Consider the following 16,000-nt stretch of genomic DNA (forward strand, 5'->3'; position numbering starts at 1 on the left):
TTAATCAATTGTTTACTCGTTATTGTTGTCTTAATACCATAGCAGGTTTGCGCCCTGCAACCTGCCAGGCTAAAGCGGCTACTGTGCACCAGCAAATAGCGAAAGTAACGGCTGCCGCCAGCAGGTACCACAAAGGGTTTTGGCTGATCCGGACGCTGAATTCGCTCAGCCAGCTATTCAGTGCCCAGAAGGTGGCGGGGATAGCCAGTACAGCGCTGATGGTCATCAGCTTGAGGTATTCGCTGGCCAACAGATTCACCAGATTAAAGCGGCCAGCGCCCAGCACCTTGCGCATTGCTACTTCACGTGAACGTTGTTCGGCACTAAAAGCAGCCAAACCAAACAAACCGACACAAGTTAAAGCTATGGCCAGTGCTGCAAAGATGGCTATTACTTTGCCCTGACGTTGCTGGTTCTGATAAATCGCATTGTAATCATCACTCAACCAGCTGAGTTTTAAATCCTGACGCTGCAGGCGCTCGCTCAGCAGTTGCTGTACTTTATCACGGGCGCTAACGGCCATGTCCGGCGCCATGCTAAGCATGATATTGGCGTAAGTCATAGGTGAGCGGCCACAGATCAGCAGCAAAGGTTCTTGTTGTTTTAAGGCTGATCCAACTTGAATATCGGCAACGACCCCGACAACCTGCATCCGCAGTACCGGCACATCGCCAGGCAACAGCCACTGCTGACCAATCACATCCTGCAGATGGGTGTAGCCCGCTTTGCGCGCCAGAGATTCGGTAATGATCACCGCCGCTGTGGCATGATCGCCATGAGTCTGATACCAGTCGCTTTGATAGGTTTCGCTAAAATCACGACCAGCCAGCAAGGTCAGGCCTGCGGTTTTAGCAATATCAAAGCCTGTGCCCATCTGAGAAATAGGTGGCAGCGCTGTGCCCGCAGTTTGCCCTGGTAGCTGAATATCCATAGCCTGAGAAATAGTATCTGTGATTTGCATATCCAGCATGGACACTGCATTGACACCTTCTACCTTTTGCAGACTTTGTAACAGATTTTTGTTTTCGGCATGAAACAGCAGGCTGTTCTCTACGGCGTTTACCATTAATCTGGCCTCACGCTGATAACCCGTACTCTGATTTTGCAGCAGCTGCAATTGCTGCTGAAGTACCACGCTTGCCACTAATAAACCTATAGTAATAGCGCCTTGCAGTACCAGTAAGCCTTTACGTAACCAGATGGCAGTGTTGCCTCGCTGAAAATCGCCACTCAGTACTTTTTTTGCATCAAAAGCTGAGATAAACACCGCCGGATATACACCTGCTAGCACGCCGACACTAAACACACTCGCCAGCAAAATCAGACCAAAATTGCCAATATAATTCAGCTGAAGCGGGCGATTTACCAATAGGTTAAATTCTGGCAGCACCAACTCTACTGCAACAGCTGCCAGTAAACCGGCACAGCAGGCGATCAGTAAGGATTCCAGCATAAACTGCACAAACAGCTGACTACGGCTCGCGCCCAAAGCCTTGCGTACGCCCACTTCTTTTGCTCTCATCGCGGCGCGCGCTGTGCTCATATTGATAAAGTTAATAGCTGCAATCAACAGCAGTAAAGCGGCCAGAACCAGACTAATCTGTACAGTACCAGCTGAGCCGTTGACATTAAACTCATAGGCCAGATTGGAGTGCAGATGAATATCGGTCAGAGCGCGAAGTTGCAGTTCTGTCACTTTGCCGCCTTGATAAGCTTGCTGATTCAACTGAGTGGTTAATTCTTGCAGCAGAGCCCTTTGATCAAGACCGTAGGGTAAATGGATATAGCTATAGACGTTATTGACCGCCAGACGGCCATTGGCCACTTCATCGCTGATCCGGCGCAAAGAACCCGCCTGAAAATGACTTTGTTCAGGCATACGATAGAGAGCGCTGATGGTATAACGCTGTTCACCGAGTTGAAATTGCTGGCCAAGCACAGAGGTCTGTCCAAATAATCGCAAAGCTTCCTGTTCTGATAAAGCGATCTGGTTGGGTTGTGTTAAAGCCGCAGTTAAATCACCCTGGAGTACCTCAATCTGGAAAAAGTCCGTGATATTGGCATCCACAGCCTGAGCTTTCTGTAAACTCAATTGCTGACTGGAACCGGCTAAACGCAGCGTATCGGCGCCACTGTTAATGCGGGTCACTTTGATCCCTTGATCATAGTTTTCCAGCAAGGCTTTCATCGCTGGGCTCGACACCGGGAAACGTTGATTCACAGGCAGAAAAAATTGCTCCAGTCGGTAGCTGTTTTCTGCATTAGGGTGCATTTGGTCATAACCCAGTTCATAGCTGGCGTAGAGCAGTATCAATAAAGCCGAAGCCAAACCTGTGGTTAAGCCCAGCAAGTTCAGTGCTAAATGGGTTTTATGCCGCAGTACAGCTCTGATGCCAGTGATGAAATAATTGCCTGTCATGCTGAAAGAATTAAGCATATTTGGCCTCCAGAGCTCGTTCTGTAATGATCTGACCATCCAGCATTCGTACTATACGGCTGGCATATCGAGCTTCATGTTCTGAGTGAGTCACCATGACCACAGTCGTACCTTCGCGGTTCAGCTGGCGCAGCATCTGCATTACTTCTTCACTGTTTTTCGAGTCCAGGTTGCCAGTAGGTTCGTCGGCTAAAATCAGCGCCGGGTTTATCACTAAGGCTCGTGCTACCGCAACCCGTTGTTGTTGACCGCCAGAGAGCTGCAACGGCAAATGATCGGCCCTGTGGTCAATTTGCATGCGTTTTAAGATGGCTTCTACCCGTTGTTTACGCTCTGCTGCGGCAATGCCCTGATACTGCAGCGGCAGCTCCACATTTTGAAACACACTCAGCTCATCAATCAGGTTAAAGCTTTGAAACACAAAGCCAAGCTGGGTTTTACGCAGCTGTGCCAATTGTTTTTCACTGAAATTTGCAATGTCGGTGTCCTGAAATAAGTAGGCACCAGAGCTTGGGCTGTCCAGCATGCCCAGAATGCTGAGTAGAGTAGATTTACCGCAGCCAGAAGGGCCCATAATGGCGACGAAATCCCCTTGTTCAATCACTAAATCAATCTGGTTCAGTGCAGTGGTTTCAAGCTCCGCAGTACGAAATACGCGGTTTAATTGCTGTAATTGGATCATGGAATAGTCCTTATTGCTCTAGTTGAATAGTATCGGCTTGCGCGAAATCGCGATAGCTGGAAATGATCACCTGATCACCGGCCTCAAGGCCGCTGACAATTTCAATTTGGTTGGCGCTTTGTTTTCCTAAAGTAACGGCTTGTTTGCGTGCCACCGCGGTTTGGCTATCGAGAACATAAACATACTGTCCAGCACTGTCAGTCAGGTAGGCACCGCGAGGCAGCACCAGAGCAGCACGTTGCTCAGCTTCGAGTTGCAAAGTTAAGTTCACCGACTGACCGCGTTTGACCTTGTGCTCGCCGGGCAGAGTAAATTCGAGTTGGAACTGATTATTAACTACCCGGCTATCGACACGGCTGACGGTCAGTTGCACCTCTTCTTGATTGACGCTGGCATTGGCTTGCATGCCTGTCGTGACGCGGCTTAAGTAAAATTCATCGACGCTGGCGACTAACTTGTACTTATCCGGTATATCAATTTGGCCCATACGACTGCCCGGAGCGCGTGACTCACCGGCTTCGACATTAAACTCGCTTAAATAACCGCTGACCGGAGCACGCACCAACAGGTTTTGTACGTTCTGGCGGGCAAATTCGAGGTTTTTGGTCAGCATAGCCACACTTTCACTCAATTGGCTTAATTGCTGTTTCCGAATGGCCTCATCCTGCTTCTGTTGCTGTTGCGTCAGCTTCAGGCGTTCTTGCTGGTAGCGTAAATCCTGTTGCAAATTCAGCAGTGTTTCTTTGGCCAACACGCCGGTTTTGACCAAGGGTTCTGTCTGAGCCAAATTGCGTTTGAGTGTGACTAACTGATGCTCAATATCCAGCACATCACGTTTGAGGTTTAATCTGTTGGTTTCGATGGTCATTTGAGTATTACGCAGGAAATTCATCTGCTCTGTGACCTGAGCTTCACGACTGATCAGATCCAGCTGCAGTGCTGTGTTGCTTAACCTGACCAATGGCTGGCCCTGGGTTACAAACTGACCCTGTTCCACCAGCTTTTCTTCCACCCGGCCACCTTCAATCACATCGAGAAATACGGTCTGCTGCGGCATCACATTGGCCCGCAGCGCAATACTCTCCTGCATGCTTTGTTGCTGCACTATGGCAGTGCTGACTGAGCTCAGTGGCAAAGCCAATGACATTTGTGCGCTGGCTTGCCAGGTACTGCCAAACCAGGCGACCCCAATCAGCAAGCTGACGACCAGAGCTGGTGCTGTCAGGCGACGGCGGGTTGGAGTGATTTTTTTATCCATTGCTATGCTCCAAAAAATCATGTTCTGTGCGCTTTATAACGCAATGGCTGTGCCAGAGTGTAAGTTATTGTTTATCAATGATTTGTTGTTTTTTATTGTTTGGAACTGTCCGCTGGTGATACAACAGACTGTCCACTAATGGACAGTCTGAAAACGCCTTAAGCTATTGGATTTAAAAGATTGTTGCGAAGGTGTGGCGTTTTCGGTAGGGTTCTGGAATCAACCGCAAGGATGTAGTCATGAAACAGCCCTATAAGGTACTGGTACTGGATGATAACCAGGATATTTTGATCGCCAGTCGTATTTTTTTGAAGCAGCACTTTGCCCAGATAGTGACCTTACATGAGCCCGCTTTATTGCTTAGTACGCTGCAGCAGCCGACTGACGGACAGCCTTTTGATTTGCTGTTGCTGGATATGAATTTCAGCCGCGACACCCAAAGTGGCGAAGAAGGTTTGTTTTATTTAAAGCAGGCTTTAAAGGCGCAGCCCAATCTGAAAGTCGTGATGATGACCGCTTATGCCGCTTTACCTCTGGCGGTTAAGGCGATGCAAAACGGGGCCGCAAATTTCATTGCAAAACCCTGGCAGAATGAGCAGTTACTGCAGACGCTGCAACAAGCTCTGCAGCAGCCACTGCACCACGACTCCAGACAAGGCGCTGCTGCAAAAACGGCTTCCACCAGTGATGCCATTCCACTTTTGGGGCAAAGCCCTGCTATGCAACAGGTATTACGCACTATTGAAAAAGTAGCGGGGACAGAGGCTAATGTACTGCTGCTGGGGGAGAGCGGCACAGGAAAAGCTTTGGTTGCTCAGGCGATTCATCAGGCCTCACAACGCTCTGCTGCGCCTTTTGTCAGTGTGGATATGGGCAGTTTAAGTAGCAGTCTGCTGGAAAGTGAGTTGTTTGGTCATAAAAAGGGCGCTTTTACTGACGCAAAAAATGACTATGCCGGCCGTTTTGTCGAAGCCAGTGGCGGCACATTATTATTGGACGAATTAGCTAATTTAGCTTTGCCACAGCAAGCGAAACTATTAACAGCACTGCAAAATCGCACTGTGGTGCCTGTAGGTTCCAGTCAGGCAGTGGCTGTAGATATTCGTCTAATTTGCGCCACCAACGAGAATCTCTATCAGGCAGTGACAGAGGGCAGCTTCCGTCAGGATTTACTCTACCGTATCAATACGGTGGAGATAGTCTTGCCTGCGCTTCGTGAGCGTAAAGAAGATATTCCTCTGCTGCTGGAGTGGTATTTGCAACATTATTCAGAGCGTTATCAGCGCGATGGCTTACACATCAGCACTGCCGATAAGCGCACTCTGCAGAGTTACGACTGGCCTGGTAATGTGCGTCAATTAGCGCATGCGGTAGAGCGTGCTGTGGTCTTGGCCGAGGGCAATACTCTGGATTTTAGTCATCTACAAAGCTCAGTGCAGAACGCGCGTGCCACTACTTTATCTGAGCAAGAGGCAGATACGGAATTTTTCCTCGAATTTGTCGAAGAAAAAACCATTCGTCAGGCGCTGCAGTATTATCAGGGTAATGTCAGTCAGGCGGCGAAAGCGCTGGGTTTAACCCGAGGTGCTTTATACCGGCGGTTGGAAAAATATGGCCTTTAACACTCGTCTGCTGCTCTTGCTTGGCAGTTTTACTGTGCTGTTGATTTTTAGCTACCAACAGTGGCAGGGGGGAGCTTCGGCTTTTGCCGTCGCCTTAACTTTGGCTGCGATAGTAGCGGCCTGGTTGATTTGGCAACACTGCAGCACCCGACAGCGTCAGACTGCTTTGGTGCTGAAAGCTTTGGCGAATCAGGATACGTCGTTAAATCTGCGCGACCAGCCAGAACTGCAGCAGCTACTGGGTGTGGTGCAGCAGCAATTAGGCAATAGCCGCCAACAAGCGGAAGCTAAAGCTCAGTATTTGCAAACATTGCTGAGCCAACTGGATGTTGCTGTGCTGGAGTTTGCCGCTGACGGTCAGTTACTGCAAGCGAACCCGGCAGCGCTGCGTATGCTCACGTCCGCTCAGCAGCAACAACTGCAACAAGGTCAGTTTGACGAAGCGAACTTAGCGCAACTGGCCCTGATACTGCATAGCACCACTACGCATTATCAGGGCCAGTTGCAGTGGCAGCAGCAAGGCTACACAGACCGGCTGGTGCTGAGCATTGTCTGCAGCCGAATTCAGGGGCAGTTACGTAAACTGGTGACGCTGCAAAGTATTAATCAGGCACTGCTGCAGCAAGAAGTGCAGGCTTATCAGCAACTCACCAGGGTGTTGACGCACGAAATTGCCAATTCGGTGACCCCTATGGCGTCTTTGGCACAAAGCTGCCAGCAGATTTTGCCAGTGGCAGGCACTGTGCTAAGTCAGGAAGACCATGTTGATCTTAGCGAAGCGCTGACGACCATCTACAGACGTGGCCAGCACTTGAGTGATTTTATCCTGTCCTTTAAACAGCTAAGCCAGCCGGTACAAGCGGATTTACAACAGACCAATCTGGTGGCCATTGTCAAAAATTGTCTGGCCTTGGAGCGTGATGTCATCACAAGGTTGGATATTCATTTGGATACAGATTTACCCAGCCAAGCCCTGTTATGGCTGGATGAAGCCCTCATGGAGCAGGTGCTGATTAACCTGCTGCAAAATGCTTTGGATGCGATGCAGCACAGTGCTCAGAAACAGCTTAGTGTGAGGCTTGAGCGCACCACACAACAGCAATGGCAACTGGATATAAGCGACACTGGACCAGGTATTGCACCCGAAGTGGCAGAGCAAATCTTTATTCCGTTTTTCACCACCAAGGCCACAGGCTCGGGTATAGGCTTGCCTTTATCGCGCGCTTTGTTGCAGGCGCAGGACGCTCAATTGGAATACAAACCCGCTGAGCCAGGCGGTAGTTGTTTTAGCATACGTTTTGGGCAATAGCCTTTGGACTGTTTTCCAAACCCTGCTGCAACCAATCCAGTAGTAAGCGCACTTTAACCGGTAAATGCCGGTTGAGTGGATACAGTGCCCAGATACCCTCGTCCTGCGGTTGTTGCTCTGCTAATAAAGCGACTAAACGACCATCTTCCAGATAGGGCTGCAAGTAATAATCCGGTAGTTGGGTTACCCCTAAACCTTTGAGTACCGCATCTGTTAAAGCCACACCGCTATTACAGCGTAAATAAGGCTGGGGTTTAAATTGCAGCTTTTGGCCTTGTTGTTCAAAACGCCAGAAATCAACAGAGCCGACTAAACAGCGGTGTTGATGCAATTCCGCTACTGTTGCTGGGGTGCCGAATTTTTGCAGGTAGTCCGGGCTGGCGCATAAATACAAAGTGCGTTTACCTAAAGCTTTGGCCTGTAAACTTGAATCAGTCAGTTGACCTAAGCGAATAGCGCAATCAAAACCGCCTTGTACTAAATCCAGCTGCTCATTGGTGAGTTGCAAATCCAGCTGCACTTTGGGGTAACGTAATAAAAATTCATGCAGCAAAGGCGCAATAAATTGCTCGCCATAATAAACAGGAGCCGTGATTTTTATTGCGCCTGAAGGCTCGTGTTGCAGGCTGGTCAACAGCTGATTGGCCTGTTGCAGGCCGTTCACCAAAGCGCGGCACTGTTGGTAATACAGAGTGCCTTGCTCTGTTAAACGCACTTGACGAGTGGTGCGAAGTACCAGTTTGCAGTTCAGTCGCTGTTCTAATTGCAGCACAGTGCGACTGACCTGAGCGACTGAAATACCTAAGACCTTGGCTGCTTTAGAAAAACTGCCGAGTTCTGCCACAGCCACAAATTCGCTGATGCCTTGCCATTCTTTCATTTATGCAAAACTCATTTGTTATTTGTGGGGATTATCATCGATTAAGAAAAAATTACAATGAGTTATACTCAGTGACAACTCAAACTGGAGAATTCAGATGCAAATGATCAAAACACGTGCTGCTGTGGCCTGGGGCCCGGGTCAACCGTTAAAAATTGAAGAAGTGGATTTAATGCCACCGCAAAAAGGCGAAGTGCTGGTACGTATTGTTGCAACCGGTGTTTGCCATACCGACGCATATACTTTGTCGGGTCAGGATTCTGAAGGCAAATTCCCTTGTATTTTAGGTCATGAAGGTGGCGGTGTAGTTGAAGCTGTAGGCGAGGGTGTGACCAGTGTGGCTGTGGGCGATCACGTGATCCCTTTATACACACCAGAATGCGGTCAATGTAAATTCTGTTTATCTGGTAAAACCAACCTGTGTCAGGCCATTCGTGCTACCCAGGGCCAGGGCTTAATGCCAGATGGTACTACTCGTTTTTCCAAAGACGGTCAGCCTATTTATCACTACATGGGCACTTCTACTTTTTCTGAATATACGGTGCTGCCAGAAATTTCGTTAGCCAAAATTAATAAAGCAGCACCTTTGGAAAAGGTCTGTTTATTAGGGTGTGGCGTTACCACAGGTATGGGCGCTGTGATGAATACCGCCAAAGTGAAAGAAGGCGATACTGTGGCCGTCTTTGGTTTAGGTGGCATAGGTTTGTCTGCCATTATTGGCGCTGTGATGGCCAAAGCCAGCCGTATCATTGCCATCGATATCAACGAATCTAAGTTTGATATTGCCCGTCAACTGGGTGCGACTGATGTGATTAACCCAAAGAATTTCGACAAGCCTATTCAGGATGTGATTGTTGAAATGACAGACGGCGGCGTGGATTTCTCCTTTGAGTGTATTGGTAACGTCAACGTGATGCGTTCGGCCTTAGAGTGCTGCCATAAAGGCTGGGGCGAGTCGGTGATTATTGGTGTGGCACCTGCTGGTGCTGAAATCTCTACCCGACCCTTTCAATTAGTCACAGGTCGGGTATGGCGTGGCACTGCTTTTGGTGGTGTCAAAGGCCGCACTGAATTGCCGGATTATGTAGAGCGTTATTTAAAAGGTGAGTTTGAACTCGATACCTTTATCACCCATACCATGCCTTTGGAGCAAATCAACGAAGCTTTTGATTTGATGCATGAAGGGAAATCGATTCGCACCGTCATTCATTTCTAATTTTAGGTGTTAATTTTTATAAAAAGCCCGGTTCGCCGGGCTTTCTCTATACAAGGACAAAGTTATGACCTTAATTCAGTTATCCGAACATAAACTCTTTGCTGGCCGCCAGATTAAATATCAGCATCACTCAGAATCCGTCAAAGGCGTGATGCACTTTTCTGTGTATTTGCCGCCTGCTGCCGAAAGACAAAAAGTACCAGTGCTGTATTGGTTATCCGGTTTAACCTGCACCGATGAAAACTTTTCAGTCAAAGCCGGTGCGCAGCGTGTCGCCGCAGAATTGGGTATAGCCTTAGTGATCCCGGACACCAGCCCACGGGGCGAAAAGGTGGCGGACGATGCTGCTTATGATTTAGGTCAGGGCGCTGGTTTTTATGTCAATGCGACCCAAGAGCCATGGGCTGAGCACTATCAGATGTACGACTATATCAGCCGTGAATTACCTGCTTTAGTCGAAGCACATTTGCCTGTTACATCAGTCAAAGCGATCAGTGGCCATTCCATGGGCGGCCATGGCGCTTTAGTGATTGCTCTGCGTGAACAGGGCGCTTATCGCTCCGTATCGGCTTTTTCGCCTATTTGCCAGCCGACAGAGTGCGACTGGGGTAGAAAAGCGTTGACTGCTTATTTGGGCAGCGATCAAAGTCAGTGGCTGCAGTACGACGCGAGTTTTTTGCTGGCACAGCGCCAAAGCACGTTGCCTATGCTGATTGATCAAGGCGAGGGCGATCAGTTTTACCCGTCGCAGCTTCGCACTCAATCTCTGATCGAAGCCAATCAGCGCAGCCAAAGCGCAGCGCAAATTCGCCTGCAACCAGGTTATGATCACAGCTACTTTTTTATCAGCAGCTTTATTGAAGAGCACCTGCATTTTCATGCAAAGCACCTGAAGGCTTAGGTTGAGCTCCATCGCTACGGATTTTTTACTTGCCCAAACTCCTCAAGCACGGCTAGAATGGCGCCGCGCTTAGGGGAGTAATTTACAAAACCGCCAGGTTTTGTGTTGTTGTCAACATACTTGTACCTCACTGTACATGGCAATAACGTCCCTCCGATCAGCTTTGATCAGGTATTAATGAGACCTAAGACAACGTACTAACCCCAGGCGGGAGTTGGTCTGTTGTCTTATGTTTAGTTTTCCCGCCAGGTGCAGTTTATGTTTTTTGATGCCTTTGTTGCCTCTTTCGCTTCTGTTGCTGTTGCAGAGATCGGCGATAAAACTCAGCTTTTGTCTTTATTCCTCGCGGCCCGCTTTCGCTCCCGTGGCGCTATTATTGCCGGTATTCTGGTGGCTACTTTGCTTAATCATGCCGCATCAGCCTGGTTTGGTGCCTGGGTGGTGCAGTTTATTCCAGAGGGTTGGCATAGCTGGCTGTTAGGTGGATCTTTTATTGCCGTGGCCTTGTGGTTGCTTATTCCGGATAAAGACGACAGTGAAGAAGTCAGTGTTTTGAAATACGGTGCCTTTTTTGCCAGCTGTATTTTGTTTTTCCTGGCAGAAATTGGCGATAAAACACAAGTAGCTACTGTGCTTTTGGCAGCCACTTACCCTGAAACCTGGCAAGTGATTTTAGGCACTACCATCGGCATGCTGGCCGCTAATGTGCCTGTCGTTTACGCCGGTAGCTGGTTGCTGGAACGTATTTCGTTAGACTGGGCACGTCGTGTTGCCTGCGCCATTTTTATGCTACTGGGTGTCGTGACTATTCTGATGTATTAACCCAGAGTCGAAAACGGACTGAGAATATTGAGTTGTTTAATTTGTGAACAACTCAACTCTGCCTTAATGTTAGTATTATCCTGCTGAGTCAAGTATAATGCTCGGCCATTTTTGGCAGGCAAAACCGAGTGAATAACAGATGCAAACGAATCAGGCCCCTTTAAGAAAATCCGCAGCAGTGGACCGCATGGCCGCCGAGCGGGAACTATTTTCTTATCCTAAATACTGGGCTGAGTCCTTTGGTACTGCACCGTTTTTGCCAATGAGCCGTGCCGAGATGAAACAACTCGGCTGGGACAGTTGCGATATTATTCTGGTGGTCGGTGACGCTTATGTTGATCACCCGAGCTTTGGTATGGCTGTTGTGGGGCGTATGCTGGAAAGTCAGGGCTTTCGGGTGGGCATTATTGCTCAACCGGATTGGTCGTCTAAAGATGCTTTTATGACGCTTGGCAAACCTAATCTGTTTTTTGGCGTCTCTGCCGGCAATATGGATTCGATGATTAACCGCTATACAGCGGACAAAAAATTACGTCACGACGATGCCTATACGCCAGGCAATGAAGGCGGCAAACGACCAGACCGGGCTGTCATTGTCTATTCGCAGCGCTGTAAAGAAGCTTATAAAGATGTGCCTGTGATCATTGGTGGTATAGAGGCCAGTTTGCGCCGTATCGCCCATTATGATTACTGGCAGGAAAAAGTTCGTCGCTCCATTATTTTTGATGCCAAAGCAGAATTACTAATTTACGGCAACGCAGAGCGCCCTCTGGTGGAAGTGGCGCATCGCATAGCTAATGGTGAAGATATCAATACGCTGCACGATATTCGTGGTACTGCGGTTATTCGTAAAGAACCTTTGCCGGGCTGGCGTGGTGTCGACTCTACCGCTATTGATAAAGTCGGTAAAATTGATCCCGTGCCTAATCCTTATGGTGCAGACGATGTCGGTTGTGGCACTTTTTCTGAATTTGCGCAGCAAGGTATAGACTTAAGCAAAGCGCCTGAAGTGGAAGCTAAGCCGATACTGGTGCAGCCTCCGCGGCAAAAACCCTGGGAAAAAACTTATGTGAAGTTGCCAGCTTTTGAACAGGTCAGTGTGAACAAGCCGCTGTATGCTCATGCTTCACGTATCCTGCACCAGGAAACCAACCCAGGTTGTGCCCGTGCTATTTTCCAGCGCCATGGTGACCGTTATTTATGGGTGAATCCGCCAGCTTTTCCATTAACGACGGAAGAGATGGACGGCGTGTTTGGCCTGCCTTATCAGCGTGTGCCTCATCCTGTGTATGGCAAGGCAAAAATTCCTGCTTATGAGATGATCAAAACCTCGGTCAATATCATGCGTGGTTGTTTTGGTGGCTGTTCCTTTTGCTCTATTACCGAGCACGAAGGCCGCGTCATTCAAAGCCGTTCTCAGGAATCGATTTTAAAAGAAATTAAGGAAATTCGTGACAAAGTGCCGGGTTTTACCGGCGTGATCTCGGATTTAGGTGGCCCAACCGCCAATATGTATCGCCTGCGTTGTAAAAATCCAAAAGCGGAGCAAACCTGTCGCCGACCTTCTTGTGTCTATCCGACTATTTGCGAGCATATGGACACAGACCAAAGCCCAACTGTAGATCTATACCGTGCAGCCCGCAAAGTAGATGGCGTGAAGAAAATTCTGGTCGCGTCCGGTGTTCGCTACGACTTAGCGGTTGAAGACCCTAACTACGTCAAAGAGTTAGTGCAGCATCATGTCGGCGGTTATTTAAAAATTGCTCCTGAGCATACTGAAACTGGCCCTTTGTCGAAAATGATGAAACCAGGCATGGGCGCGTATGACAAGTTTAAAGAAATGTTCGACCGCTTTAGCCGTGAAGCGGGCAAAGAGCAGTACCTGATCCCGTATTTTATTTCAGCGCATCCTGGCACCACTGACAGAGACATGGTGAATTTAGCGCTTTGGCTAAAAGAGCGTGACTTTAAACTGGATCAGGTGCAGAACTTCTACCCAAGTCCTATGGCCAACGCGACTACCATCTATCACACAGAGATGAACTCGCTAAAGAATATCAAAGGCAATACCGAAGTAGTGCCTGTGCCTAAAGGGGAGCGTCAGCGTCGCTTGCATAAAGCTTTATTGCGTTATCACGACCCGAAAGGCTGGCCAATGATCCGTGAAGCTTTGGTCAAAATGGGCCTCAAACAGCTGATTGGCCGTGGCAAAGGTTGTCTGGTGCCGGAAGAGGGTAAAGAAGACCTATTCCTGCGTGGCACCAAAGTACCGGGCAAAAAACCGGGTCAGGTGGCGTTAACCCGTCATACCGGAGTTAATCCGGCGGCTAAAGCGGTAGAGAAAATTAAACGCTCATCCGGTAAACCGTCCTTTAGCAAGAGAGCCAAAGGCTAAGATGATGGCGATGGAAGCTGTGCTTGAAACACCAAGGTTGATTCTGCGCGCTTTTACACTGGATGATGTGGATGCAATGTATCAGCTGATGACAGTGCCGCAAGTGATACGTTATGTTGGCAACCAACCAGCGCAGTCAAAACAAGACACACTGGATTATCTTATGCAGCATCCACTGCGGGATTATCAGGTGTATGGGTACGGTCGTTTTGCCTGTGTCTGGAAAGAAACGGGCCAGGTGATAGGTTTCAGTGGTATTAAGTTTTTGGAAGAAATTCAGGAAACTGAGCTTGGTTACCGCTTCTTGCCAGAGTTTTGGCGCAAGGGGCTGGCCACTGAAGCCGGGCAGGCCGTCATTCAGTTTGCACAAGGCTTAGGTTTGAAAAGATTAGTGGCTGTGATCCATCCGCAGAATGAAGGCTCTAAGCTTGTGGCCACTAAATTAGGCTTTGGCCTCGAAGGTAAAACAGAATTGTCTTTGCTTGAAAATCAGGATTTATTGCTGTTTTCCAGAACCATCTAAGTTTTTATAGTCTAAAGGCCAGAGCCTGAGCTTTGGCTTATTATTTCCCGCGCCATTTAAACAAGCCGCTTTAGTACTTATTCAGGCTCTGTTAAACTTTGCCGCCTTTTGATTGGAGTTCGTATGGCGTTGAAGTTTTCGCTCAATTTACAATCTGTTGCTGCACAGTGGATGCTCTGTTTGCTGCTGGCTATTGCTGCTGTTTTTGCGTATCAGGCCAAACCCTGGTTGGCATTTATGCTATTGCCTGAACCCATGACTCAATCTCAGTTAAAGCAAGTGAATGATTTTGAATCTGAAAATCCAGAAGCTACTCAAGTGCTCCATGCCTATCTGGGGATCCGCGCTTTGATGGCCGAAGAAACGTTATTGCTGGAGCAACATGCGGCTTGGGACGACCAGGACCGTGATGAAGGCTGGGCTGAGGCCACAGAGTACTTATTAGCCCATTTAGCTGTGACTACCACGAATAATGAATTACGGATCCTCGATAGCGAATGTCGCAATACCTTGTGTCAGGTCAAGTTGATGGCACCGACACCACTAACTAAAGAATTTACTGTGAAGATCCTCGACTACGCCAAAGTGCTAAAAGCCGGCGAGTTAGAATATGAAGATTTGGAAAGTCTACCCGGCGCTGTGTTATTAAAACTCAAAGCCAATAAAAGATATAAGTTTGATGAAGCGACTTCGGCACAGTTGTGGCCGCAAGAGCGCAAGCAATGGGAACAGGAGTTAAAAACATGGTACACAAAATAAAGTATCCGGCAGTATTTCTGCTGGTGTATCTGTTGTGTGCTTTGATTGATTTTGGCACCACCTATTATCGCCAGGCAAAAATTCCTGTGACAGAGTACAGCAGTGCAGAATTGTCTGAGGCTATGCAACAACTCATGCAGCAGCATCGTCTGACTGGCGCTGAGTTGTCTCAGGCGATTAGCGATGTGCAACAGCAAAAGAAACGTTACCTCGATTAAACGCTGTTCTGGCTTAACTTGACGGACAACATACTTAAAGCGCCATATAAAATGTCGTTGTTAAACAGGCTGATGTCGTCCCCATCCAGCATGCTGCCGAGTACATAAAGTAAAGGTAAAAAATGGTCCGGGTGAGGCACCGCTAGTCTGGCCGCTTCCCCGAGGCTCTGATACCGAGCTATCTCCTCCACCTTTTTACTGAGTAATAATTCTTTTATTTGATGGTTAAACTGTTCGGCCCATAAAGGTGGCTGAGTGCTTTGCCAGTCCAGCATCCGCAGGTTATGCACCACGTTTCCTGAACCCAGAATCATCACACCTTGTTGACGCAGTGGGGCCAGCTTTTTTGCCAGTTGCAGATGCTCAGCTGGGCTTAAATGCTGATCCAGGCTCAGTTGCACCACTGGAATATCCGCCTTAGGAAACATATGGATCAATACAGACCAGGCGCCATGGTCCAGGCCCCAGGTTAAATCCAATTCCACCTGATGTGGGTTTAACAGAGTTTTTATTTCAGCCGCCAGTTGTGGGCTACCCGGAGCAGGGTACTGCACCTGATGTAAATCTTGTGGAAAACCATAAAAGTCATGAATAGTTTTGGGGGCAGCCATGGCTGTGACCGCAGTGCCTTTAGTGTACCAGTGCGCTGATACCATCAGGATGGCTTTTGGGGGCAGGCCTTTTACTACAGATTGCCATTGCTGTACCTGGGCATTTTGCTCCAGCGCATTCATAGGACTGCCGTGGCCAATAAATAAAGCAGGTTGAATCGACATATTCTGGCTCTCCGAAAGTAAAAGAGCAGTATAGAAGCTATAACTTCGATTGAATATGGTTAAATTGTGCCTCTTTTGTTCGATTTATTCGATGCTTTATCGAACTGAGAACCTTTAGATTTAACAAACAAAACCGGACTAAGCCGGTTTTGTCTGAGTTACTGCTCTGGCTTTTGCAGTGTCAGAGCTTGACCCTGTGCCT

At 48.4% G+C, this 16,000-nt stretch carries 14 protein-coding genes; 9 read left to right on the forward strand and 5 right to left on the reverse strand.

The features are described 5' to 3' along the window. Window positions 1-19: 19 nt before the first annotated feature. From IEW88_RS07725 to IEW88_RS07735, 3 genes are read right to left on the reverse strand one after another with little or no spacing between them, the layout of a single operon-like run. Window positions 20-2,437 carry an ABC transporter permease gene (locus IEW88_RS07725; protein ID WP_185148567.1) on the reverse strand — a complete coding sequence of 806 codons (2,418 nt, stop codon included), beginning with the start codon at window positions 2,435-2,437 and terminating at the stop codon, window positions 20-22. Next, entirely contained in the window at window positions 2,430-3,119 is a 690-nt protein-coding gene (locus tag IEW88_RS07730) for an ABC transporter ATP-binding protein (protein WP_147903835.1), read from the reverse strand. Before IEW88_RS07730 ends, IEW88_RS07725 begins: the two co-directional genes overlap by 8 nt. 10 nt (window positions 3,120-3,129) lie before the next feature. After that, the gene (locus IEW88_RS07735) at window positions 3,130-4,377 is read right to left on the reverse strand and encodes an efflux RND transporter periplasmic adaptor subunit (protein WP_147903834.1); all 1,248 of its coding nucleotides are present in this window, start codon (window positions 4,375-4,377) and stop codon (window positions 3,130-3,132) included. A 239-nt stretch (window positions 4,378-4,616) separates the two neighbouring features. Between IEW88_RS07735 and IEW88_RS07740 the strand changes: the two genes are divergently transcribed. Further along, the gene (locus IEW88_RS07740) at window positions 4,617-5,999 is read left to right on the forward strand and encodes a sigma-54-dependent transcriptional regulator (protein ID WP_147903833.1); all 1,383 of its coding nucleotides are present in this window, start codon (window positions 4,617-4,619) and stop codon (window positions 5,997-5,999) included. Next, a complete protein-coding gene (locus tag IEW88_RS07745) occupies window positions 5,989-7,308 on the forward strand; it encodes a sensor histidine kinase (RefSeq protein ID WP_147903832.1) in 1,320 nt (439 codons plus the stop codon). The genes IEW88_RS07740 and IEW88_RS07745 overlap by 11 nt, the downstream gene beginning before the upstream one ends. Here the strand turns inward: IEW88_RS07745 and IEW88_RS07750 are convergent. Then, the gene (locus IEW88_RS07750) at window positions 7,286-8,188 is read right to left on the reverse strand and encodes a LysR substrate-binding domain-containing protein (protein WP_147903831.1); all 903 of its coding nucleotides are present in this window, start codon (window positions 8,186-8,188) and stop codon (window positions 7,286-7,288) included. The genes IEW88_RS07745 and IEW88_RS07750 overlap by 23 nt on opposite strands. A gap of 106 nt (window positions 8,189-8,294) precedes the next feature. On the opposite strand from IEW88_RS07750, the gene IEW88_RS07755 reads away from it, so the two are divergent. The 7 genes from IEW88_RS07755 (at window position 8,295) to IEW88_RS07785 (ending at window position 15,022) form a co-directional block, all read left to right on the forward strand. Beyond that, the gene (locus IEW88_RS07755; RefSeq protein WP_425543301.1) at window positions 8,295-9,404 is read left to right on the forward strand and encodes an S-(hydroxymethyl)glutathione dehydrogenase/class III alcohol dehydrogenase; all 1,110 of its coding nucleotides are present in this window, start codon (window positions 8,295-8,297) and stop codon (window positions 9,402-9,404) included. Between the two features lie 64 nt (window positions 9,405-9,468). Next, window positions 9,469-10,305: an S-formylglutathione hydrolase gene (gene fghA / locus IEW88_RS07760; protein ID WP_147903829.1), complete on the forward strand. Its 837-nt coding sequence runs from the start codon at window positions 9,469-9,471 to the stop codon at window positions 10,303-10,305. A gap of 258 nt (window positions 10,306-10,563) precedes the next feature. Beyond that, window positions 10,564-11,127, forward strand: a complete 564-nt coding sequence (locus IEW88_RS07765; protein WP_147903828.1) for a TMEM165/GDT1 family protein — start codon at window positions 10,564-10,566, stop codon at window positions 11,125-11,127. A 187-nt stretch (window positions 11,128-11,314) separates the two neighbouring features. Further along, the gene (locus IEW88_RS07770) at window positions 11,315-13,522 is read left to right on the forward strand and encodes a YgiQ family radical SAM protein (RefSeq protein WP_185148576.1); all 2,208 of its coding nucleotides are present in this window, start codon (window positions 11,315-11,317) and stop codon (window positions 13,520-13,522) included. Window positions 13,523-13,526: 4 nt separating this feature from the next. Next, window positions 13,527-14,045: a GNAT family N-acetyltransferase gene (locus tag IEW88_RS07775; RefSeq protein WP_185148566.1), complete on the forward strand. Its 519-nt coding sequence runs from the start codon at window positions 13,527-13,529 to the stop codon at window positions 14,043-14,045. A gap of 123 nt (window positions 14,046-14,168) precedes the next feature. Next, entirely contained in the window at window positions 14,169-14,804 is a 636-nt protein-coding gene (locus tag IEW88_RS07780; RefSeq protein ID WP_147903825.1) for a hypothetical protein, read from the forward strand. Next, on the forward strand, window positions 14,789-15,022 hold the full coding sequence (locus IEW88_RS07785; protein ID WP_053423660.1) for a hypothetical protein: 234 nt from the start codon (window positions 14,789-14,791) through the stop codon (window positions 15,020-15,022). The genes IEW88_RS07780 and IEW88_RS07785 overlap by 16 nt, the downstream gene beginning before the upstream one ends. On the opposite strand, the gene ygiD is transcribed toward IEW88_RS07785, so the two are convergent. Continuing rightward, entirely contained in the window at window positions 15,019-15,798 is a 780-nt protein-coding gene (ygiD, locus tag IEW88_RS07790; RefSeq protein ID WP_147903824.1) for a 4,5-DOPA-extradiol-dioxygenase, read from the reverse strand. The genes IEW88_RS07785 and ygiD overlap by 4 nt on opposite strands. Window positions 15,799-16,000 lie beyond the last annotated feature (202 nt).

This window comes from Rheinheimera tangshanensis (assembly GCF_014645135.1).
Lineage (GTDB): Bacteria > Pseudomonadota > Gammaproteobacteria > Enterobacterales > Alteromonadaceae > Pararheinheimera > Pararheinheimera tangshanensis.